19 protein-coding genes are annotated in these 20,435 nt (G+C 72.9%); 9 read left to right on the top strand and 10 right to left on the bottom strand.

Going from position 1 to position 20,435, the window contains the following annotated elements:
- Window positions 1–15: 15 nt before the first annotated feature.
- Window positions 16–1,188, bottom strand: a complete 1,173-nt coding sequence (locus OG392_RS11965; RefSeq protein ID WP_329278418.1) for a L,D-transpeptidase family protein — start codon at window positions 1,186–1,188, stop codon at window positions 16–18.
- 208 nt (window positions 1,189–1,396) lie between these two features.
- Here OG392_RS11965 and OG392_RS11960 point away from each other — a divergent pair, with 208 nt between their 5' ends.
- From OG392_RS11960 to OG392_RS11940, 5 genes are read left to right on the top strand one after another with little or no spacing between them, the layout of a single operon-like run.
- Complete coding sequence (locus OG392_RS11960) at window positions 1,397–2,572, top strand: lipid II:glycine glycyltransferase FemX (protein WP_329278416.1); 1,176 nt, start codon at window positions 1,397–1,399, stop codon at window positions 2,570–2,572.
- A complete protein-coding gene (gene murJ / locus OG392_RS11955) occupies window positions 2,569–4,233 on the top strand; it encodes a murein biosynthesis integral membrane protein MurJ (protein WP_329278414.1) in 1,665 nt (554 codons plus the stop codon). The genes OG392_RS11960 and murJ overlap by 4 nt, the downstream gene beginning before the upstream one ends.
- Window positions 4,234–4,282: 49 nt before the next feature.
- Window positions 4,283–4,975, top strand: coding sequence for a response regulator transcription factor (locus OG392_RS11950; RefSeq protein WP_329278412.1), 693 nt, complete (start codon window positions 4,283–4,285; stop codon window positions 4,973–4,975).
- Window positions 4,972–6,576, top strand: coding sequence for an ATP-binding protein (locus tag OG392_RS11945; protein ID WP_443054755.1), 1,605 nt, complete (start codon window positions 4,972–4,974; stop codon window positions 6,574–6,576). Before OG392_RS11950 ends, OG392_RS11945 begins: the two co-directional genes overlap by 4 nt.
- Window positions 6,573–7,250, top strand: coding sequence for a hypothetical protein (locus OG392_RS11940; protein ID WP_329278409.1), 678 nt, complete (start codon window positions 6,573–6,575; stop codon window positions 7,248–7,250). Before OG392_RS11945 ends, OG392_RS11940 begins: the two co-directional genes overlap by 4 nt.
- 7 nt (window positions 7,251–7,257) lie before the next feature.
- Here OG392_RS11940 and OG392_RS11935 read toward each other — a convergent pair whose 3' ends face one another.
- A complete protein-coding gene (locus OG392_RS11935; RefSeq protein ID WP_329278406.1) occupies window positions 7,258–8,088 on the bottom strand; it encodes a serine hydrolase domain-containing protein in 831 nt (276 codons plus the stop codon).
- A 52-nt stretch (window positions 8,089–8,140) separates the two neighbouring features.
- Here OG392_RS11935 and OG392_RS11930 point away from each other — a divergent pair, with 52 nt between their 5' ends.
- Window positions 8,141–8,602 (top strand): MerR family transcriptional regulator, encoded by a 462-nt coding sequence (locus tag OG392_RS11930; protein WP_329278404.1) that lies wholly within the window; start codon window positions 8,141–8,143, stop codon window positions 8,600–8,602.
- The gene (locus tag OG392_RS11925; RefSeq protein WP_329278402.1) at window positions 8,599–9,624 is read left to right on the top strand and encodes an aldo/keto reductase; all 1,026 of its coding nucleotides are present in this window, start codon (window positions 8,599–8,601) and stop codon (window positions 9,622–9,624) included. The genes OG392_RS11930 and OG392_RS11925 overlap by 4 nt, the downstream gene beginning before the upstream one ends.
- A 35-nt stretch (window positions 9,625–9,659) precedes the next feature.
- Here the strand turns inward: OG392_RS11925 and OG392_RS11920 are convergent, their stop codons facing one another.
- The 7 genes from OG392_RS11920 to OG392_RS11890 form a co-directional block, all read right to left on the bottom strand.
- Window positions 9,660–10,877 (bottom strand): acyltransferase family protein, encoded by a 1,218-nt coding sequence (locus OG392_RS11920; protein WP_329278400.1) that lies wholly within the window; start codon window positions 10,875–10,877, stop codon window positions 9,660–9,662.
- Window positions 10,874–11,923, bottom strand: a complete 1,050-nt coding sequence (locus tag OG392_RS11915; protein ID WP_329278398.1) for an alpha/beta hydrolase — start codon at window positions 11,921–11,923, stop codon at window positions 10,874–10,876. The genes OG392_RS11920 and OG392_RS11915 overlap by 4 nt, the downstream gene beginning before the upstream one ends.
- Window positions 11,924–12,104: 181 nt before the next feature.
- Window positions 12,105–12,785 carry a response regulator transcription factor gene (locus OG392_RS11910; protein WP_329278396.1) on the bottom strand — a complete coding sequence of 227 codons (681 nt, stop codon included), beginning with the start codon at window positions 12,783–12,785 and terminating at the stop codon, window positions 12,105–12,107.
- On the bottom strand, window positions 12,782–14,173 hold the full coding sequence (locus OG392_RS11905; protein WP_443054754.1) for a sensor histidine kinase: 1,392 nt from the start codon (window positions 14,171–14,173) through the stop codon (window positions 12,782–12,784). The genes OG392_RS11910 and OG392_RS11905 overlap by 4 nt, the downstream gene beginning before the upstream one ends.
- 144 nt (window positions 14,174–14,317) lie before the next feature.
- On the bottom strand, window positions 14,318–15,202 hold the full coding sequence (locus OG392_RS11900) for a DUF4429 domain-containing protein (RefSeq protein WP_329278394.1): 885 nt from the start codon (window positions 15,200–15,202) through the stop codon (window positions 14,318–14,320).
- A 74-nt stretch (window positions 15,203–15,276) separates the two neighbouring features.
- On the bottom strand, window positions 15,277–16,491 hold the full coding sequence (locus OG392_RS11895; RefSeq protein ID WP_329278392.1) for an alpha/beta hydrolase: 1,215 nt from the start codon (window positions 16,489–16,491) through the stop codon (window positions 15,277–15,279).
- 57 nt (window positions 16,492–16,548) lie between these two features.
- Window positions 16,549–17,184 (bottom strand): TetR/AcrR family transcriptional regulator, encoded by a 636-nt coding sequence (locus OG392_RS11890; RefSeq protein ID WP_329278390.1) that lies wholly within the window; start codon window positions 17,182–17,184, stop codon window positions 16,549–16,551.
- A gap of 117 nt (window positions 17,185–17,301) precedes the next feature.
- On the opposite strand from OG392_RS11890, the gene OG392_RS11885 reads away from it, so the two are divergent.
- On the top strand, window positions 17,302–18,924 hold the full coding sequence (locus tag OG392_RS11885; RefSeq protein ID WP_329278389.1) for an MFS transporter: 1,623 nt from the start codon (window positions 17,302–17,304) through the stop codon (window positions 18,922–18,924).
- Window positions 18,925–19,164: 240 nt separating this feature from the next.
- Window positions 19,165–19,635 (top strand): peptidase inhibitor family I36 protein, encoded by a 471-nt coding sequence (locus tag OG392_RS11880; protein WP_329287216.1) that lies wholly within the window; start codon window positions 19,165–19,167, stop codon window positions 19,633–19,635.
- Here the strand turns inward: OG392_RS11880 and OG392_RS11875 are convergent.
- Window positions 19,616–20,383 carry a potassium channel family protein gene (locus tag OG392_RS11875; protein ID WP_329278386.1) on the bottom strand — a complete coding sequence of 256 codons (768 nt, stop codon included), beginning with the start codon at window positions 20,381–20,383 and terminating at the stop codon, window positions 19,616–19,618. The two genes, OG392_RS11880 and OG392_RS11875, sit on opposite strands and share 20 nt — an antisense overlap.
- Window positions 20,384–20,435: the final 52 nt, after the last annotated feature.

The following is a 20,435-nucleotide window of genomic DNA, read 5'->3' as shown; positions in this document are numbered from 1 at the left end:
CCCGGGGCCGGCCCTTCAGGCGAGGGCGCTCTTCTTCTTCCACTGCTCCCAGCTCACGTTCCACGCCCCGTAGCCGTTGCCCTCGTCGACCGTTCCCTTGGTGTCCTTGCCGGTGATCTCGAAGGGGTCGCCGACGTTCACCGCGCCGTAGAAGGACGCGGCGTCCTCGTCGCTCATGCCGATGCAGCCCGAGCTCTTGTTGGCGTTGCCGAAGTACGCCGCGTTCCACGGGGCCGCGTGCGCGTACATGCCCGACCAGGTCAGCCGCATCGAGTAGTCGACGTCCTTGTCGTACGCGTCCCCGAGCCCGACCGTCTCCGAGTTCATGTTGATGGTCCCCTCCTTCGCCATCAGCACGGCGGTGCCCCGCCAGGACCGCTTGTCGCCGCCCGGGGTGCCGCCGGAGACCGGGATCGTACGGACCGTCCGCCCGTCCTTGTCCAGGGTCAGCCGATGACGGTCCAGGTCGACCTTGACGATCTGCGCGGAGCCGACCGTGAAGCCGGTGCGGTAGTCCCGTACGAACCAACCGCCGCCCGAGTCCGTGCCGTTCAGGTCCGCTTCCAGGGTGACCTTCGTGCCGGGCTTCCAGTACGTACGGGGGCGCCAGTCCGCCCTGTCGCGGCCGGAGTAGTCCTTGACCCAGCCCCAGGACCCCTCGGTCGCGTTCGAGGTGGTCACCTTGAGCTGCTTCTCGACGTCCGCCTTCTTCGTCACCGGCAGGTCGAAGACGATCGAGACGGGGTGGCCGATGCCGACGGTCGTGTTCTTGCCGGGCGCGAGGGTCAGCTTGTTGACCTTGTCCGCCGCGGCCGTACGGAAGGAGGACCTGGTCGTCGACTCCTTGCCGTCGGCCGTACGCGAGGTGACCTCCACGGTGTACTGCGTGCCCGGCGCCGCCTTGCGGTCCGAGACCCAGCGGGCGCCGCCCGCCGCCGCGCGCCCCGCGAGCGAACCGCCGTCCGCGTCCACGACCTTCACCTCGGAGATCGTGCCGCCCGTCGCGGTCACCGTCACCGGGACACCGGCCGCCGGGTCCACGACCGTCACCTTCGCCGGCCGAGACTTCGCAGGGTCCCCGGCGTCCGTCCCCGCCGGTCCGCTCGCCGCCTGAGCCGTACAGGCCGTCAGGGAGACGCTCAGCGCGACTGCCGCGAGAACGGGACGGGGAGTGCGTATGCGCAGCACGGGAGACCTCCGCTGGGACGAGGAGCGAGTGGGATGTTTCGGACTGTAGGTCGCTCCCCGCGCCGCGCGGAGGGCCCGGGGTCCGTATGACAAGGGCTGAGGCAGAACGGTCATCGTCCGGTCACATATGGCGCGCGACTCCGTCGAATTCGGCTGTGAGCCTGCTGTGCGCCCCACCACCGAGGGGCGGAACAAGGAGGCTTCCGTTGTGTCAGCCCTGCTCGTGACGGCCGCACCCACCGAGCGCCGCGCCCTGCGGCTCGGCCAGGTGACCCCCGAGGTCTACCGCGCCTTCCTCGCGTCCCGCTCCGGTGCGGACGGGCCCAGCTTCCTCCAGGTCCCTGCCTGGGCCCAGGTGAAGGACGGCTGGCAGCACCAACTGGTCGGCTGGGGAACGGAGTCCGGTGAACTGACCGGCGTCGCCCTCGTCCTCCTGCGGCCGTTCCCCGGCACCCGCAAGTACTTCGCCTACCTGCCCGAAGGCCCCGTCGCCGACTGGGCCGACCCCGACATCGACAGCTGGCTCTCCCCGCTCCTCGGCCACCTCCGCTCCTGCGGCGCCTTCGCCGTACGCATCGGCCCAGGGCCCGCCTACCGGCGGTGGAACGCCGCCACCGTCAAGGCCGCCGCCGGCCCCGGCCGCCGGCTCTCCGACGTCCTCGCCGACGAGGTCGACCCGCTGGGGACCGCCGTCTCCGAACGCCTCCGCGCACGGGGCTGGCGCCGCTGCGGCGGGGAGTCGGAGGACGGCGCCGACGCCCAGCCCCGGCACGTCTTCCAGGTGCCGCTCACCGGCCGCACCCCCGACGACCTGTGGACCGGCCTCAACCAGGAATGGCGGCGCAACGTCCGCAAGGCCCGCAAGTCCGGGGTCGAGATCACCGTCGGATCCGCCGCCGACCTCCCCGAGTTCTACCGGCTGCTCCGCATCACCGAGGAGCGCGACGGCTTCCGGCTCGGCCGCTCCCTCGCCTACTACGAGCGCCAGTACGCCGTCCTCAACGCCGAGCACCCCGGCCGGATGAAGCTCTACCTGGCCCGCCACGAGGGCGAGATCCTCGCCGCCCACACCATGGTCGCCGTGGGCGGACGCGTCTGGTACCAGACCGGGGCCTCCGCCGACCACCGTCGCGAGGTCCGCCCCTCCAACGCCCTCCAGTGGCGCATGATGCTCGACGCCCACGCCCTCGGCGCCGCCGTCTACGACCTGCGCGGGGTACCCTCCACCCTCGACCCGGGCGACCGTGCCCACGGACTGCTCCGCTGGAAGCTCGGCACGGGCGGACAGGTCGTCGAGACGCTGGGGGAGTGGGAGACACCGATGCAGGGCACGACCAACCACGCGCTGTTCCGCGCCTTCCAGGCGTACATGGCCCGCCGATGACGGCCACGCTCACCGCGGAGAGGCCCGGCAGGGGCCGGGCGAAGGCCAAGCCGTCCGCGCTGCGCAGCGGCGCGGTCATGGCCGCCGGCTCGCTCGTCTCCCGGGCCACCGGCTTCGTCCGCGCCGCCGTCGTCGCCGCGGCGCTCGGTGCGGCCGCCGTCGCCGACGGCTACGCGGTCGGCAACACCGTCCCCACCATCATCTACACGCTCCTGCTCGGCGGCGCCCTCAACGCCGTCTTCGTCCCCGAGCTGGTCAAGGCCGCCAAGGAGCACGAGGACGGCGGAGTCGCCTACACGGACCGGCTGCTCACCCTCTGCGCGCTCGCCCTCGTCGCCCTCACGGCCGGCGCGGTCCTCGCCGCGCCCCTGATCGTCGACACGTACACCGACTACACCGGCGAGCAGCGGGAGACGACCCTCGCCTTCGCGCGCGCGTGCCTGCCGCAGATCTTCTTCCTCGGCCTGTTCACCCTGCTCGGGCAGGTCCTCAACGCGCGGGGCCGCTTCGGCGCCATGATGTGGACGCCCGTCCTCAACAACGTGGTCGTCGTCTCCGTCTTCGCCCTGTTCCTCGTGGTCGGCGACGGTGGCTCCCTCACCCCCGGGGAGACCGCGCTGCTCGGCTGGGGCACCACCGCCGGCATCGTGCTCCAGGCCCTCGCCCTCGTGCCCTCGCTGCGCGCCGCCCGCTTCCGCTGGCGGCCCCGCTTCGACTGGCGCGGCAGCGGCCTCGCCACCCCGCTGCGCTCGGCGGGCTGGCTGGTCCTGCTGGTCCTCACCAACCAAGGCGCGTACTGGGTGACCACCCTGCTCGCCACCTCGGCCGGCGGCACCGTCAGCGGCGGCGGTCTCGCCGCGTACAACAACGCCTATCTGCTGTGGTCCGTCCCGCACGGCATCATCACGGTCTCCCTCGTCACCGCGCTGCTGCCCCGGATGAGCGCCGCTGCCGCCGACGGCGACCTCGCGGGGGTCCGCCGGGACGTCTCGTACGCCCTGCGGACCAGCCAGGCCGCGGTCGTCCCGGCGGCCTGCGCCCTCCTCGCGCTCGCCGTCCCGCTGATGACGGTCGTCTTCCGGTACGGGGCGACCAGCGACGACGACATCCGCGCGATGTCCTGGATCCTGATGGCCTTCGCGCCCGGACTCGTCGCCCTCTCCGGGCAGTACGTCTGCAACCGCGCCTTCTACGCGCTGCGGGACACCCGCACCCCGTTCCTGCTCAACCTGGTGATCGCCGGGCTCAACGCGGGGCTGTCGTTCGCCGCGTACCACCACCTGCCCACCCGGTGGGCCGTCACCGGCATGGCCGCCGGCTACTCGCTCGCACTCTGGGCGGGCTGGGGCCTCACGGCGTACGTGCTGAGGAGGCGGCTCAAGGGGAGCGCCCCGGCGTCGGGGGGAGCGGGCGGTCCCGCCTCCGGCGGCTCCGTCCCCGCGCTCGCGCGGCTGCTGGCCGCCGCCGTGCCCGCCGCGGGCTACGGACTCCTGATCGCCGACCTCACCGGGCCGGCCGGCGCCCTGCCCTCGGGGATCGCCGGGGCGCTGACCGTCCTCACGGTCTTCGCCGTCCTCGCCGGGCCCCTGCGGCTCACCGAGGTCCAGGCCCTCGTGTCGGCCGCCGGCGGCCGGCTGCGCGGCCTCGCCCACCGCACCTGAGCCATCCCCCTCCGGCTGGAGGGACCCTTCGACCTTGGATACTTCACAGATGCCCCGCGTGCTCCTGATAGAAGACGACCCCTCCGTCCGTGAAGGCGTCGAGCTCGGGCTCCGCCGCCGCGGGCACGAGGTGCGCACCGCCGCCACCGGGGAGGCCGGGCTCGACGCGCTCGCGGAGTTCCGGCCGGATCTGCTGCTGCTCGACCTCATGCTGCCGGGCATCAACGGCGTCCAGGTCTGCCGCCGGGTCCGCGAGAGCAGCCAGCTGCCGATCATCATGCTGACCGCCCGCGGGGACGACTTCGACGTCGTCATCGGTCTGGAGGCCGGCGCCGACGACTACATCGTCAAGCCCGCCCGTACCGAGGTCATCGAGGCGCGGATCCGGGCCGTCCTGCGCCGTATCGAGGAGCCGGCCGGCGGCCGGGCCGCCGTCGAGTTCCACGGGGACCTGGCCGTCGACCGGGCCGGTCTCACCGTCGCCAAGGCCGGCGAGCGGATCGCCCTCGCACCCTCCGAGCTGAAACTGCTGCTCCATCTCACGGCCGCGCCCGAGCAGGTGTTCAGCCGGCAGCAGCTCCTCGAACACGTCTGGGAGCACAGCTACCACGGGGACGCCCGGCTGGTCGACGCCTGCGTCCGCCGACTGCGGAACAAGATCGAGGACACCCCGGGGGAACCCCGCTACATCCAGACCCTGCGCGGCTTCGGCTACCGCTTCGGTCCGCTCGGGCCGTTGTGAAGGCCTGCGTCACCCCGGACGAGGACACCGGGCACGAGGGACACGGAGGGTACGGGGGACACGGGGGGCACGACGGTCAGGGTGGACACGGGGGACGCGCCGACCACGACGGTCACGGGACGTCCCGGCGGGGGCGCGCGTCCCGGAGCGGGGGCCGGAGCCCCCGCCTGCGGCCGCACCCCTTCGGGCTCCGCACCCGGCTCGTCCTCGCCTTCCTGCTCGTCGCCATGGTCGGCTGCGGCACCACCGCCGCCCTCACCTACCGCGCCGCCCGCAACGCCATCCTGGAACAGACCCAGGACACCGCCGTCTCCGCCTTCCGCGAGCAGGTCGAAGGCCTCGGCGTCAGCCTGCCCGTCGAACCCGCCATGCTGCGGGACTCGCTCATGCAGATCGCCCGCCAGGGCAAGCCCCGCACCTGGCGGGTCTACGCCGAGTACGGCACCCTCCGGGTCTCCTCCACCGACCGGCCCTCCTCGTCCGTCATCACGCCGGAGCTGCGGGCCCGCGCCGCCGACGACGAGGCCGTCCCGCACGGCAGCTTCCAGCGGGTGGTCAAGAACGGCACGCCGTACCTGACGATCGCCGTTCCCGCCGTCTTCCTGGCCCGTTCGGCCGAGGGCCCGCCGCAGCGCACCGGTCTCGTGTTCTATGCCGTCATGGAACTCGACGAGGAGGAGGCGAACATCGAGGCGATGGTCACGGCCGCGCGCGACGGCGCCCTGCCCGCGCTCGCCATCGCCCTGATCCCCGCCCTGATCGCCGCGCGCGGCGTGCTGCGGCCCGTACGGGAGCTCCGCCACGCGGCCCACAGCATGGGCCGAGGCCGGCTCGACACCCGTATCCACGCCGAGGGCAGCGACGAACTCGCCGACCTCGCGCGGACGTTCAACGAGTCCGCCGCCGAGCTGGAACGTTCCGTCGCGGAACTCCGCAACGCCGAGGCCCGCGCCCGCCGCTTCGCCTCCGACGTCTCGCACGAACTCCGTACCCCGCTCGCCGGGATGCTCGCCGTCACCGAGGTCCTCGACGAGGACGCCGGGAGCCTCGACAGCGACACCGCCCGCGCCGTCCGCCTGATCAGTGCCGAAACCGGCAAGCTCGCCGTGCTCGTCGAAGACCTCATGGAGATCTCCCGCTTCGACGCCCGCGCCGCCGAGCTGCACACCGACGAGGTGGACGCCGCCGACTGCGTCCGCAAGACCCTCCAGCACCGGCACTGGACCGATCCGGCGCAGGTGGTCCCGTACCTCGCGGAGGGGATCAGGGCCCGGCTCGACCCGCGCCGCTTCGACGTCGTCGTCGCCAACCTCGTGGGGAACGCTCTGCGGCACGGCGGGGCGCCGGTGACGGTCCGGCTGTGGGCGGAGGAGGACCGGCTGGTGACGGAGGTCGCCGACCGGGGTCCCGGCATCCACCCGGACGTCCTGCCGCATGTGTTCGACCGCTTCTACAAGGCGGACCAGGCCCGTACCCGTTCGGCGGGCAGCGGCCTCGGGCTCGCGATCACCCTGGAGAACGTACGGCTCCACGGAGGCACCGTCACGGCCGCCAACGACCCCGACGGCGGGGCGGTCTTCACGGTGCGGATGCCGCTGTGAACGGCGGCCGGGCCACCGTCACATCCCGTCGCCGGACGGGCGGAGCCGCGCGGCGCCGTACCGCGGCCGCCGCCCTGCTCGCCCTGCTGGCGCCGGTCGCGCTGGCCGGCTGCGGCATACGGAAGAGCGACGTCGTCGAGGCGGGCGGGGCGGCGACGGTCCATGTCCAGCCGATCCCCGTCGACCGGATCGTGCTCTACTTCGTCGGCCCCGACGGCCGGTCGATGCCGGTGGCCCGCGATCTCGGCCGGTCGTACCCGGGGACCTCCTCGGAGGGCTCGGGAGAGGGCACCCCCTCGGAGGTGTTCGGTCCGGACTACGAGATGTCCCGGGAGGACCTGAGCCGCGGCGGGATCGTCACCGACAAGATCCTCGCCATGCTCCTCGCCGGACCCAGGCCGAACGAGGCCGCGGCCGGCATCACCACCGCCCTGCCCGGCAGTCTGCGGAAGACCCCGACCATGCTGCAGGCCTCGGAGGGGAACGCCTCGTCGGGGACCCCGGCGCGCCGGCTGATCTGGATCCGGACGCCCTTCCCCGTCAAACGGCTGTCGGAGACGGGCGTCCGCCAGCTGGTCTGCACGACCGCCTACGCGGAACACCCCGCCGGCCTGGTCGACGTGTCGCTCAGCGGCCCGGACGGCACCCTGCCCACCGCCCGCTGCGACATGTAGCCGCGGCTCAGGCGGAACGCAGATCGGCGAGGACCGCGTCGGTGAACGGCGGCCACGCCTCCACCGCCCACGCCCCGAAGGGGCGGTCGGTCAGCGCCACGCACGCGGCACGCGCGTCCGGGTCGATCCACAGGAACGTGCCGGACTGCCCGAAGTGCCCGAAGGTACGCGGCGAGGACTGGGCGCCCGTCCAGTGCGGGGACTTGCCGTCGCGGATCTCGAAGCCGAGCCCCCAGTCGTTGGGCCGCTGATGCCCGTAGCCGGGCAGGATGCCGGTCAGACCGGGATACGCGACGGTCATCGCGTCCAGGACCGTGCGCGGGTCGAGCAGCCGCGGCGCCTGCACCTCGGCGGCGAACCGCACCAGGTCGTCCACGGTCGACACGCCGTCCTTCGCGGGTGAGCCCTCGAGGGTCGTCGACGTCATGCCCAGCGGCTCCAGGACCGCCTGGTGCAGATACTCGGCGAAGGGGATGTCCGTCGCCTTGGCGAGATGGTCGCCGAGGGCCTCGAAACCGGTGTTGGAGTAGATCCGGCGGGTGCCCGGCGCGGCCATGACCCGGTTCTCGTCGAAGGCGAGCCCCGAGGTGTGGGCGAGGAGATGCCGTACGGTCGCGCCCTCCGGCCCGGCCGGCTCGTCGAGGTCGATCGCCCCCTCCTCGTACGCGACGAGGACGGCGTACGCCGCGAGCGGCTTGGTGACGGAGGCGAGCGGGAATCGCTGCCCGGTGGGGCCGTACGACCCGGCCAGGGTGCCGTCCGCGCGGACCACGGCGGCCGCCGCGGTGGGGACGGGCCAGTTCTCGATCGACGCCAGGCTCGGCACGCTGCTCTCCATGGGGCCGAGCCTACTTGCTTGGAGTGCACTCAAACGTTTTAGCGTGGGGGTCATGAGCGTGATGGCGAGCACGAGCACGACCACGAGCACGACCACCGGCACGAGTACGAGCACCGGCACGAGCGGCACCCGGATCCCCCGGGCCCACTACACGATCAGCGAGGTCGCGGCCCTGACCGGACTCTCGGCCCACACCCTGCGCTGGTACGAGCGGATCGGCCTCATGTCGCACGTGGACCGCTCGCACACCGGACAGCGCCGATTCACCGAGCGGGACCTGGGCTGGCTCGCCTTCGTCGGCAAGCTGCGGCTGACCGGAATGCCGGTCGCCGACATGGTCCGGTACGCGGAGCTCGTCCGCGAGGGGGACCACACCCGCGACGAGCGCCGGGAGCTCCTGGAGACCACCAGGCGCGACGTGCTCTCCCGGATCACCGAACTCCAGGACACGCTCGCCGTGCTCGACATCAAGATCAGCCATTACGGGACCGCATGCGGAGGCACACCTTCATGACCAGCGTGACCAGGATCGACACCGTACGGCTCGGCGGCCAGGACGGACCCGGGATCGGCGTCCAGGGCTTCGGCGCCATGGGCATCAGCGAGTTCTACGGCGACACCGACGAGGCGGCCGCCCGCGACACCCTCGACGCGGCCCTGGAGGCCGGCGTCACCCTGATCGACACCGCCGACGCCTACGGCAACGGCGCCAACGAGCGGTTCCTCGCCCCGTTCCTCGCCGCCCACCGCGACGAGGTCACCCTCGCCACCAAGTTCGCACTCGAGCGCCGCGCCGACGACCCCGCCTACCGGGGCATCCGCAACGACCCCGCGTACATCAGGACCGCCGTCGAGGGCAGCCTGAGCCGCCTCGGCATCGAGACCATCGACCTCTACTACATGCACCGCCGCGACCCGGAGGTCCCGCTCGCCGAGTCCGTCGGCACGATGGCCGAACTCGTCCGGGAGGGCAAGGTCAAGCACCTCGGCCTCAGCGAGGTCACCGGGCCCGAACTGCGCGAGGCCCACGCCGTCCACCCGATCGCCGCCCTCCAGTCCGAGTGGTCGCTCTTCTCCCGGGACGTGGAGCGCAGCGCCGTCGCCGTCGCCGCCGAACTCGGCGTCACCGTCGTGCCCTACTCCCCGCTCGGCCGCGGCTTCCTCACCGGATCCTTCGCCGACGCCACCAAGGACCTGACGGGCGGCGACTTCCGCCGGAACCAGCCCCGGTTCACCGGCGAGAACGCGGAGCGGAACGCCGCCCTGCTCGACCCGGTCCGCAAGATCGCCGCCGCACACGGCGCGACCCCGGCGCAGATCGCCCTCGCCTGGGTCCAGCAGCGGGCCTCCGTGCACGGCCTGACGGTCGTCCCGATCCCCGGCACCCGCAAGCGCTCCCGCCTGCAGGAGAACGCCGCCGCCACCCGCATCACCCTCACCGCGCCCGAACTCGCCGAACTGGAGCCGATCGCAGGCCTGGTGGCGGGCGACCGCTACACGGACATGCGCTTCACGGCGGTGTCGCGCGAGGCGTGAGGGACTCGGCGTGACGCGCGCCCCTGGGGCGCGCGTCACGCCAGCCCCAGCGCGAAGACCGCGAAGCCTGCCGCGAGGAGGCCCGCGAGGGCGCGGCGGGTCGGGCCGGTGGTCGTCCACGGGGACTCGAAGGACCGGGTGTACCGGCCGATCAGGACGAGCAGTCCGGCGAAGACCGGCATCCACGCCAGCCGGGCGAGGATCCAGCCGACCGAGTCCGGCGCGCCGACCAGGCCCGGGACCTCGCCGAGGTACGAGGCGGGGACCGCCGCCGTGAGCATCGCCGTCTGGTGCCAGCAGAGGATCGTCATCGCCGAGAGGTTGACGACCACGACCGGCGCCCACAGCGCGGGCCGCCTCAGGAGCTTGCCGAGCCGGTCCCTGAGCAGGATCGCGGCGCCGCTCTGCGCGGCGGCCAGGGCGAGGACGAGCAGCGACGGCGGGTGGGAGTTGGTGCGGGCCTCGCCGGGGACGCCGACCATCGAGGCCGGGTAGCCGAAGGCGAGCAGCAGGGCGGCGAAGAGCGCGGCCCCGCCGAGCAGCAGCCACCAGGCGTGCCGCCGGGTGACCCGGCCCTCGCCCCAGGAGACCCCCAGCTGATACGCGAAGAGCCAGCCCGGCAGGATGTTGAGGAGGCTGAGCCAGGACGGCACGGCGTCGGCGTACGGGCCGTACCGCAGGAAGTCGACGACGGCCACCGAGCCGAGCAGCGGGGCCGCGGCCCACACCCCGAGGCGGCGGGCCGCCCGCACGCACAGCGGGGTGAGCGCGGTGACCACCGTGTACACGCCGACGAACCACAGCGGCTGGATCACCAGCGTGGACGCGGTCCGCAGGGTGTCCACGGGCACCTCGAACCCGAAGTGCAGGACGGGCAGCAGCGCCGCCCAGACGGCGGTGACACCGAGGACCGGGCGGCCGAGCCGCGCGAGCCGGCCACCGAGCCACGCGCGCGTGGAGCCCTTCCCGCGCCGGTACGAGAGGACGGAGGCGTAGCCGCCGACCAGGAAGAAGATCCCCAGCATCTGGAGGACCCAGCTGACGGGCGCGAGCCCCGCGAAAGTGCCCAGCGGGCTGGCGTTGTGAAGGGCACCGTCGGAGGAGAGCGTGAAGCCGCCGAGCAGCCAGTGCCCGGTGGGCACGGCCAGCAGGGCCAGGGCGCGCAGCCCGTCGATCGCCCGGTCGCGGTGGGCGGGGGTGCCCGACTCGATCTTCCGGGCCGTGCGGCGGGCCATGGTCGCGAGGGCGCTCATCGGACGTCTCCCTCGGCGCCGGCGGCGGCACGGACGGAGGCGTCCGTGGTGCGGAGGTCGTCGGCGGTGCGGACGGTGCCGTCGGCGATCGCGGCGAAGGTACGCAGCGAGGAGGTGCCCGGCGCGAAGTAGCCGCCGTGGCCGCGCGCGTCGTCGGCCGCGATCCGGCGGGCCCCGAACGCCGGGTCGGCGGGGTCGGTGCCGTGTCCGAGGTCCCCGACCTCGACGTTCGGGATCCGGTCGATCCAGTCGGTGGGATCCTTCGCCGCCCAGACGCGTGCGGAGGTGCCGAGTTCGTTCACGTTCCCGGCACGCATCCCGGGGGAGCCGAAGACCACCAGGTCCTTGGCCTTCAGACCGTGGGCGGCGAGTCCGCAGACCACGGAGCCGTAGCTGTGACAGAACAGGGTCGGCGCGGGCGTCCCCACGGCCGCGAGACCGTCCACGAAGCGGGTGAGGCGGTCCGCCCCGGCCTCGGCGAGCCGTCCGGTGGCCGCGTCCAGACCGACGCCGACCGGGGTGGTGTACCCGGCCCAGGCGACGACCGCCGTCCGCCCGCCGGTGGCCCGCCGCAGCGAGGCCGCCATGTCGGTGAGCGGCCGCACGTGGTCCGCGTCGATGTCGGAGCCGGGCACGATCACGGCGACGTGCTCGGCCCGCGCCAGATCCCCGTACACCAGGGCCACCTGGCCCCGGCCGCGCGTGTCGTGGGCGAGGACCCGCGCCCCGCCGAACGCCCCTCGCGTGGTGCGGGAGTTGGCCTCGTACCGCAGTTCCAGAGGCGCTCCGTCGAGGTTCCCGACGACCGTGGGATGCGTCCGGGCCAGCTCCCGCTGCCGTACGGGGCTCAGGCCGGCGAAGAACCGGGCCACTCCGGCCGGGTCCATCCGCTCCGGGTCCGGCAGCCCGGCGGCCCGCCACTCCGCCGTCCCGACCGGCGCCCCCGTGACGGCCTCCTGGCTGTCACCGGACGCCCAGCCGGCCGTGCCGCCGACCACGGCGGTCACCAGGGCCGCGGTGATCAGGGTCCTCGAAATACGGCGCATGGGGTCGCCCTCCCTCTCCGGTACTCGCTCGTTCGCTGGCGAGAGGAAGGTAGGAAGACGACGGGTGACGGCACGTCACACCGGAGAGCCAACTCCCCTTTGATACCGGGGTAGGGGGTGGAGGAGCAGGCAACACCAGGTAGGGGGTGGGGTTTTCCCCCGGGGGGCGGCTACCGGGACGTCAGGAGGCGCCCGGGGTCACGAGCCCCGACTCGTACGCGAAGACCACGGCCTGCGCCCGGTCGCGCAGGTCCAGTTTGGCGAGGACCCGGCCGATGTGGGTCTTCACCGTCTGTTCGGCGAGGACCAGATGATCCGCGATCTCCTGGTTGGACAGGCCGCGGGCGATGAGTTCGAGGACCTCGGTCTCGCGCGGGGTGAGCCCGTTCAGACGCAGCGCCGTGGTGTCCTTGCGCGGCGCGGGCCGGGAGGCGGCGAAGTCGGCGATGAGCCGTCGCGTCACGGACGGGGCGAGCAGGGCCTCGCCCGCCGCCACCACCCGTACCGCCGCGATCAGGTCCGCCGGGGGCGCGTCCTTCAGGAGGAAGCCGGACGCGCCGGCGCGCAGCGCCTCGTACACGTAGTCGTCCACGTCGAAGGTGGTCAGCATGAGGACCTTCGGCCGGTGGGTGACCCCCGTCGGCGGATGGAGGATCTCCCGGGCGGCGGCGAGCCCGTCCAGCTCCGGCATCCGGACGTCCATCAGGACCACGTCCGGGTGGGTCGAGCGCGCCACGTCGATGCCCTGCCGCCCGTCCGGGGCCTCGCCCACCACGTCGATGTCGGGCTGCGCGGCGAGCAGCGCGGCGAATCCGGCCCGCACCATGGCCTGGTCGTCGACGATGATCACGCGGATGGTCACTCGGAGTCCTTGACGGTCGGGGGCGGAGTCGGAGACGTGGCCGGGGCCCCGGCCGGCGGTGCCACCGCGGCGGGCGCCGGGTCCGGGGTCAGCGGCAGCCGCGCGGCGACCCGGAAGCCGCCGTCCGGCAGCGGCCCGGTGTCGAGCGAGCCACCCGTCAACCGTACGCGTTCCCGCATGCCGACGAGTCCGTGCCCGGTGCCGGACGCGCCGCGTTCCACCGCGGAATCCGCCTCCGTCGAGGGCCCGTTGACGACGAGGACCGTCAGCCAGCCGCCGCCGGCCCGGATCGACACCCGGGTCGACGCCCCCGGTGCGTGCCGGACGATGTTCGCGAGGGCCTCCTGCACGATCCGGTACGCGGACAGGTCCACCGCCTGCGGGACGTCGCCGAGGTCCGCGGCGAGCCGCAGCTCGGCCGGCACCCCGGCCCGGACGGTGGCCTCGACGAGCTGCTGGACCCGGTCGAGGCCCGGCTGCGGGGCCCGTTCGCCCTCGCTGCCGTCACTGCGCAGCACCGACAGCAGCCGTCGCATCTCGGCCAGCGACTCGCGCGCGCTCGACGCGATCGAGGTGAACTCCTCGCGTGCCGCATCCGGGAGACCGGGGATGCGGTACGGGGCCGAGTCGGCCTGCACGGTGATCACGGACATGTGGTGGGCCACCACGTCGTGCAGCTCGCGCGCGATCCTGGCCCGCTCCTCCAGGAGCGTGCGACGGGACCGCTCGGCCTCGCTGATGGTCTCCTGCTCGACGAGCCGCCGCTGGGCGTCGCCCCGCGCGCGTACCGCCGATGTGAGGAGGAGCAGCACTCCGCTGAGGACGACGAGGAGGGTGTGGACGCTGGTGTACCCGGCCGGCCGGAAGATCTCCAGGACGTACCCGGCGACGCCCGTCGCCAGCCACACCCCGAACAGGGCCCGGCGGGACTCGCGCAGCCCCAGCGCGATCATCAGCGCGCAGTAGCCGACGACGATCGGCGGGGTCCAGGGCCAGAGCTCGGCGCGCGGTCCGTCGGCGGCGAGCAGCGCGACCGCGCCGAGCACGTCGGCGGCGAAGATGATCCACCAGGCCTGGAGCGGACGGGAGACGGCGAGCAGCAGCGGCGCGGTCTGGGCGGTGCCGATGGCCCCGGCGAGCGCGCCGTTGACGCCGTAGTCCCCGGCGAGGAGCTGGACCGTGGAGGGGAGCAGCGACGCGACGAACGCGAGTGCGACGGCGTACGGCAGCAGGCGCACCCACCGCGATGCGGCGTCGGCGAAAAGCGGCGCTCCCGGGGTGGTGGGTGTGGTGAGCGCGGTCCCGAGCCCCTGGAACATCTCGCGTGTCCGGGTGCTGAGCTGCCGCAGGGTGGGGGTGGGCGGCTCGTGCCGCGGTTCGGTAGCCATGACCAGCTCAGGGTAGGCAGCGGGCCCGGCCCCCGACGTCATACCGGGGACCGGGCTCTGCCCTGATACCTGGGTATGACGTGGGGTCTCGTGGGGTTCCTTGGGTCCGCGGGGTTCCGTGGGTCCCGCGGGGTTCTGCTCCGGCTACAGCTCCGCGAGGAGTTCCGCCTTCTTCGCCGAGAACTCCTCGTCCGTCACCAGCCCCGCCTGGTGCAGTTCACCCAGGTGCCGAATCCTTTCAGCGACCGCGCCGGGAGCGGCGGCCGTGCGGGCCGGGACGCGGTCCGAGGTCCTGATCGCCGCGAGGACCGCCGCCGCGAAGGGGAGGGACAGGTGCACCGGCCCGTAGCCGAGGCCGAACACGACGGAGGCGGGATCATGGTCCGGCTGGGTCGCGCGGGGTTCGCCGCCCCGGGGAACCAGCCGCAGATGCCCGTCCAGGACGTCGGGCGAGCGCCACTCGACCCCGCAGAGATCCCGTACGTGGAAGAACTGGTCACCCGCCTTCCACTTCTCGGAGGACGCTCCCGTCCAGGACCAGCGGAACGAGACCTCCGACTGCCCGTCGAAGCTCGCCTTCCCGTCGTACGCCTTGAAGGACTGCGGACCCTGCGGCGGCGCCACGAGGAAGCGGTCGGCGGGCGTCACGTCGCCCCCGTCCGCGGGGTCGTCTGCGTACGCCCCCGCCGTCCCGGGCCCGAGGACGGCCCGCAGCTCGTCCCGGTAGTACTCGGCGAGCGTCTCCCGGTCCGCAGGCAGCACCAGGCGATACGGATCGCAGGCCTCCGACAGCTGCCCCGCGGCCGCCTCCATCAGCGGATCGGCGCCCGGTCTCGGCACGGCGTGCAGCACGACGGTGCCCCGCTTGCCGGGCGAGAGCGTCACGGACGCCAGCGCCTCGTGCGGTACACGTCGTTCGCGCAGCACACCGAAGAGTCTCGGCGCACGGTTCCCCCGGTCGAAGCGGATGACGAGGGCGTCACTCTCGAACTCCCAGGTGGCATGAATTCCGGCCAGCACATCACCCATACGCCTCATCGTAAGCGGCGTGTGCCCGTGCGTCGCCCCCGTGAAAGGTCCCGAAATTACGTGATCTACGCGCGTCAGGGCCCTTCCGTACCGGATATTCCCCCGTGGCAGGCGTTGTCGGCAGGTGCGCAGACCAGCTGCCCGTAGGAGCCGACCCCTATCGCGGCGAAGTTGCCGAGACTCTCGGTGCCCGGCTCGAAATAGCCACTGTGGCCGATGGCACCGCGCGCCGAGAGCAGCCGGGCGCCGAACTCCGGGGCCACCGGATCGGCTCCGTGCCCGACCCCGCCCACCTCCAGGTGCGGCACGTCGGCGATCCAGTCGTCGGCGTCCCGCATCGCCCACACGCGCGCGGGGGTACGGAGTTCCGTCGCCCGCTCGACCCGCATCCCGGGGCTTCCGGCCACCGCCAGGTCCGTCACCCGGGCGGGCAGCCGGGGCGCGGCGACCCCGCAGAGCACGGAGCCGTAGCTGTGGCAGAACAGCGCCACGCGCGCGTCGCCCGGCAGCGCCTCGGTCAGCCGGACGAGCCGCGCGGCGCCTGCCTCGGCGAGCCGGCCGGTCATGGCGTCGACTCCGACCCCGGCGGGCGCGGTGTAGTCCGCCCAGGCGATCACGGCGACCCGGGCACCGGGAGAGGCCTGCCGCTCGGCGCGGTAGAGGGATTCCGCCATGCCGGCGGGAGCCCCGTACCGGCGGTGGGTCTTCTGGAAGGTGAGGAGGTTGGTGTCGACACCGGGCACGATCACCGAGACGTGCCGGGCCCGCGTCAGGTCCCCGAGGACCTCGGCGGTGCGCCCCGTACCGGTCGGGTCGAAGGCGAGGATCTGCCGGCCCGGCCGCATCAGCGAGACGAAGCGGTCGAGGCGGCGCTGTGCCTCGTGCAGCCCTTCGGGGGAGAGCCGGGTGTCGTGGACCCTGTCCCGTTCGACGGTGAGCGCGCGGCCGAGGGTGATCCGGTTGGCGCGGTAGCGCAGGGCGGTGGGGGCACCGTCGAGGTTGCCGACGACGAGCGGATGTCGTTCCGCGAGCCCGGCCGCGCGCGCGGGGCCGATCCGGGCGAAGAACGCGGCTATGCCCCCGGCGGGTGTGTTCGGCCCCGGCAGGGGGCGGTGGTCGATCCGGTCGCGCGCCCAGGCGGCGAGCGCGGCCGCGCGGGACGGACCGGGCACGGGGCGGTGGCTGATCGTCGTCCAGCCCGTGGTCGTGAGCAGCACGAACACGACGGCGAGCGCGAGCAGGGTGCGCAGGACGACGAGCAGGGGGGAGTCGGCTTCGACGGGTGTCACGGGCGGCCACCCTACGGGGCGCGGGTGAACGATCCCGCCGCCGCCGGCGGCGCAGCGCTACGTCCGGTCGCGCCAGCGGGGGGCGAGAGCCGGTCCCAGGTGGTCCAGATACCGCTCTGTCAGGGCGCGGATGGCCTCCAGGCTCTGATCCGCACCCCGGCCCCACATCTGTCCTGTCACACGCATCACACCGCTGAACGCCGCCACCGCGATCCGCGGGCGCGGGTCCGCGTCGACGTCGAGGCCCTCCCGCTCGGCGATGATCCGGGCGAGGGTCTCCTCCATCTCGGTCGAGCGGCGCAGATGGACGGCGAGCAGCGCGGGCGTCGACTCGATCATCTGGAAGGTGCGCAGGTACAGGTCCAGCGGTACGACCTCGGTGATGGCGTCGCCGATGGTGTCCCAGCCGGAGAGCACGGCGTTGCGCATCGCGTCGAAGGGGGGCTCGCCGGGGGGCCGTCGCCGCAGGGCCTCGACGAAACGCTCCTCCACCATCTGCTGGACGGCGAAGGCGACCTCCTCCTTGGAGGAGAAGTAGCGGAAGAACGTGCGCTGGGAGACCTCGACCGTGTCGACGATCTCGTCGACGGTCGTCCGCTCGTAGCCGTGCGTGGTGAAGAGCTCGAGCGCCACCTTGACCAGCGCCTCGCGCGTACGTTGCTTCTTCCGCTCGCGCAGACCGGGCAGGGTCACGTCTGGGTCCTCTTTTCAGGCATTTCGTCCAGCTCAGCGTACCTGTGAGCTACGTGACAGTTACCGGCGCCTGAATCGCTTTGTCAATTGTCAGTGACTGTCACTAGCCTCGTTCGCATGACTAGTCAGATCACCGTGGAAAAGGCCCCGCAGGGTCAGGGGGACGCCCGGGAACCCGCACCGGCCCCGGCGAAGGGACTGCGTGGCCATCCGTGGTTGACGCTGTTCGGAGTCGCGGTCGGCGTGATGATGGTCGCGCTCGACGGCACGATCGTCGCCATCGCCAACCCCGCCATCAAGACCGACCTCGGCGCCTCCCTCGCCCAGGTCCAGTGGATCACCAACGGCTATCTGCTCGCGCTCGCCGTCGCCCTGATCACCGCCGGCAAGCTCGGTGACCGCTTCGGCCACCGGCAGACCTTCCTCATCGGCATCGCCGGCTTCGCCCTCGCCTCCGGTGCCATCGGCCTCTCCGACTCCATCGGGGCCGTGATCGCCTTCCGCGTCCTCCAGGGCCTCTTCGGCGCCCTGCTCATGCCGGCCGCGCTCGGCCTGCTGCGCGCCACCTTCCCCGCCGAGAAGCTGAACATGGCCATCGGCATCTGGGGCATGGTCATCGGCGCGTCCACCGCGGGCGGCCCGATCGTCGGCGGCCTGCTCGTCGAGCACGTCAGCTGGCAGTCCGTCTTCTTCATCAACGTGCCGGTCGGCATCGTCGCGCTCGTCCTCGGCCTGGTCATCCTCAAGGACCACCGCGCGGAGAACGCGCCGCGCTCCTTCGACATCCTCGGCATCCTGCTGCTCTCCGGCGCCATGGCCTCCCTCGTCTGGAGCCTCATCAAGGCCGGCGAGTCCTGGGGCTGGTCGAGCGGCAAGACGTGGGGCGGCCTGCTCGGCGCCGTGCTGCTCTTCGCGGTCTTCGCCTTCTGGGAGACCAAGGTCAAGGAGCCGCTCATCCCGCTGGCCATGTTCCGCTCCGTGCCGCTCTCGGCCGGTGTGGTGCTGATGGTCCTGATGGCCTTCGCCTTCATGGGCGGCCTGTTCTTCGTGACCTTCTACCTCCAGGGCGTGAAGGGGCTCAGCCCGGTCGACAGCGGTCTGCACCTCCTGCCGCTGACCGCGATGATGATCGTCTCCTCGCCGCTCGCGGGCGCGCTGATCACCAAGTTCGGCCCGCGGGTGCCGCTGGTCGGCGGCATGGTCTGCACCGCCGTCGCGATGTTCGGCATGATCACGCTCTCGGCCGGCACCGGCACCTTCGTGATGTCCCTCTGGTTCGCCCTGCTCGGCCTCGGGCTCGCCCCGGTCATGGTCGGCGCCACCGAGGTCATCGTCGGCAACGCGCCGCTGGAGCTCTCCGGCGTGGCCGGCGGCCTCCAGCAGGCCGCGATGCAGGTCGGCGGTGCGCTCGGGACGGCGGTGCTCGGCGCCGTCATGTCCTCCAAGGTCTCCGGCGCGTTCGAGGGCAACTGGAAGGACGCCGGCATCCCGGTCCCGGTCAACCCGCAGCTGGAGCAGGCCGCCGAGTTCGGCATGGCCCCGCCGGAGCTCGCCCAGGCGCCGGGGATGACCCCCGATCTCTTCCAGAAGATCTCCGGCGTCATCCACGACACCTTCCTCGACGGCATGGGCCTGGCCTTCACCGTCGCCGGTGTCGTCGCCGTGGTCGCGGCCCTCGTCGCCACGCTCACCAAGCGCGGCGAGAACGCGGAGGCGGGCGGCATGGGCGGTCACATCTGACGTCCGCGGGGTTCCCGTCCGCGGGGTTCCCGTAGGGGGCCGTCACCCGTTCGCGTGAACGGGGGCGGCCCCTCTTCCGTCTCGGGGTGACCTCGGCCATGCTTTTGATTACGGAGAGTGACCAAACGGGGGTTCATCAGCATGTACGTGTATCCGAAGACCGCGCTCGTCGTCGCGGCCGTCCTGACCGCCTTCCTCGCCGTCCCGGCGACAGCCGCACCGTCAGGGGCCGCACCGTCCGTGGCCACATCATCGGCGGCCACATCTTCGGCGGCCACATCTTCGGCGGCCACATCATCAGCGGCCACATCTTCGGCGGCCACATCACCGGCGGCCGCGCCGTCGGGGGCGAGCCCCGCGGCAGGCGCACCGGCGGGAGCCGCACCGCACGGGGCGTCCCCAGCGGCGGCCGTAGCGGCGGGGACCGCGCTCGGGGCCTGTGGGCCGGGGCGGCTCTGCCTCTGGTCCAAGCCCGACTTCAAGGGCCGGGCGCAGAGCCACGAGCTGGCCACGACCGACATCGAGAGCTGCGTCGCGCTGCCACCGGGCACCTCGGCCCAGTCCCTCGCCAACCGCACGGGACGACCGGTCACCACGTACCAGTCCGCCGAGTGCGCGGAGACCGGGGAGTTCGAGACCTATCCGGGGCGGGGGACCTGGGTGCCGCAGACGCCCTACGAGGTCAGGGCGTTCAAGATCTGGGAGCGGTAGGCGCGGGGACGTCCTGGGGCTCCGGCCCGGGAGCCCCCGTCGGCACCGACAGCCGGGCGACCTCCGCCCGCAGTTCGCGGACCTCCCGGGTCAGCGCCTCCAGCAGCTCGGTCTGGCGGCGCTCCACCGCGTCGTCGCGGTCGAAGCGGGAGATGAACCAGGCCGCGATGTTGGCGGTGACGACACCGAGCAGGGCGATGCCCGAGAGCATCAGACCCACCGCGAGGACCCGGCCGAGACCCGTCGTGGGGGCGTGGTCGCCGTAGCCGACCGTGGTCATCGTGGTGAACGACCACCAGACGGCGTCCCCGAGCGTCTTGATGTTCCCGTGGGGGGCGTCCCGTTCGACATGCAGCACGGCCAGCGAGCCGAACATCATCAGCCCGACGACCGCGCCCGCCACATAGGTGGTGAGCGTTATCTGCGGGGCCATCCGGGCCCGTCGGCCCACCAGGAGGAGGGTGGAGACGACCCGCAGCAGCCGCAGCGGCTGCACCATCGGCAGCAGGACCGCGAGCAGATCGAGGGGGTGGGAGCGGACGAAGGCCCAGCGGGCCGGGGCGAGGGCCAGCCGGACCAGATAGTCGAGGGCGAAGGCCGCCCAGACGGTCCACTCGACATGGGTGCACAGCCGGTGCACCCAGGGCGCGGCGCCGGGAGCCACGATCGGCACGGCGTAGGCGGCGCCGAACGCCACGGCCAGCACCAGCAGCGGTACCTGCGTGCGTTCTTCCCAGCGATCCCTCATGCGGGGAATCGTAGAGAACGCCGAAGGGCGGCGAGACCGAGGTCCCACCGCC

It is taken from the genome of Streptomyces sp. NBC_00691 (assembly GCF_036226665.1).
Taxonomy (GTDB): domain Bacteria; phylum Actinomycetota; class Actinomycetes; order Streptomycetales; family Streptomycetaceae; genus Streptomyces.
This window is presented reverse-complemented; position numbering and strand designations above follow the sequence as displayed.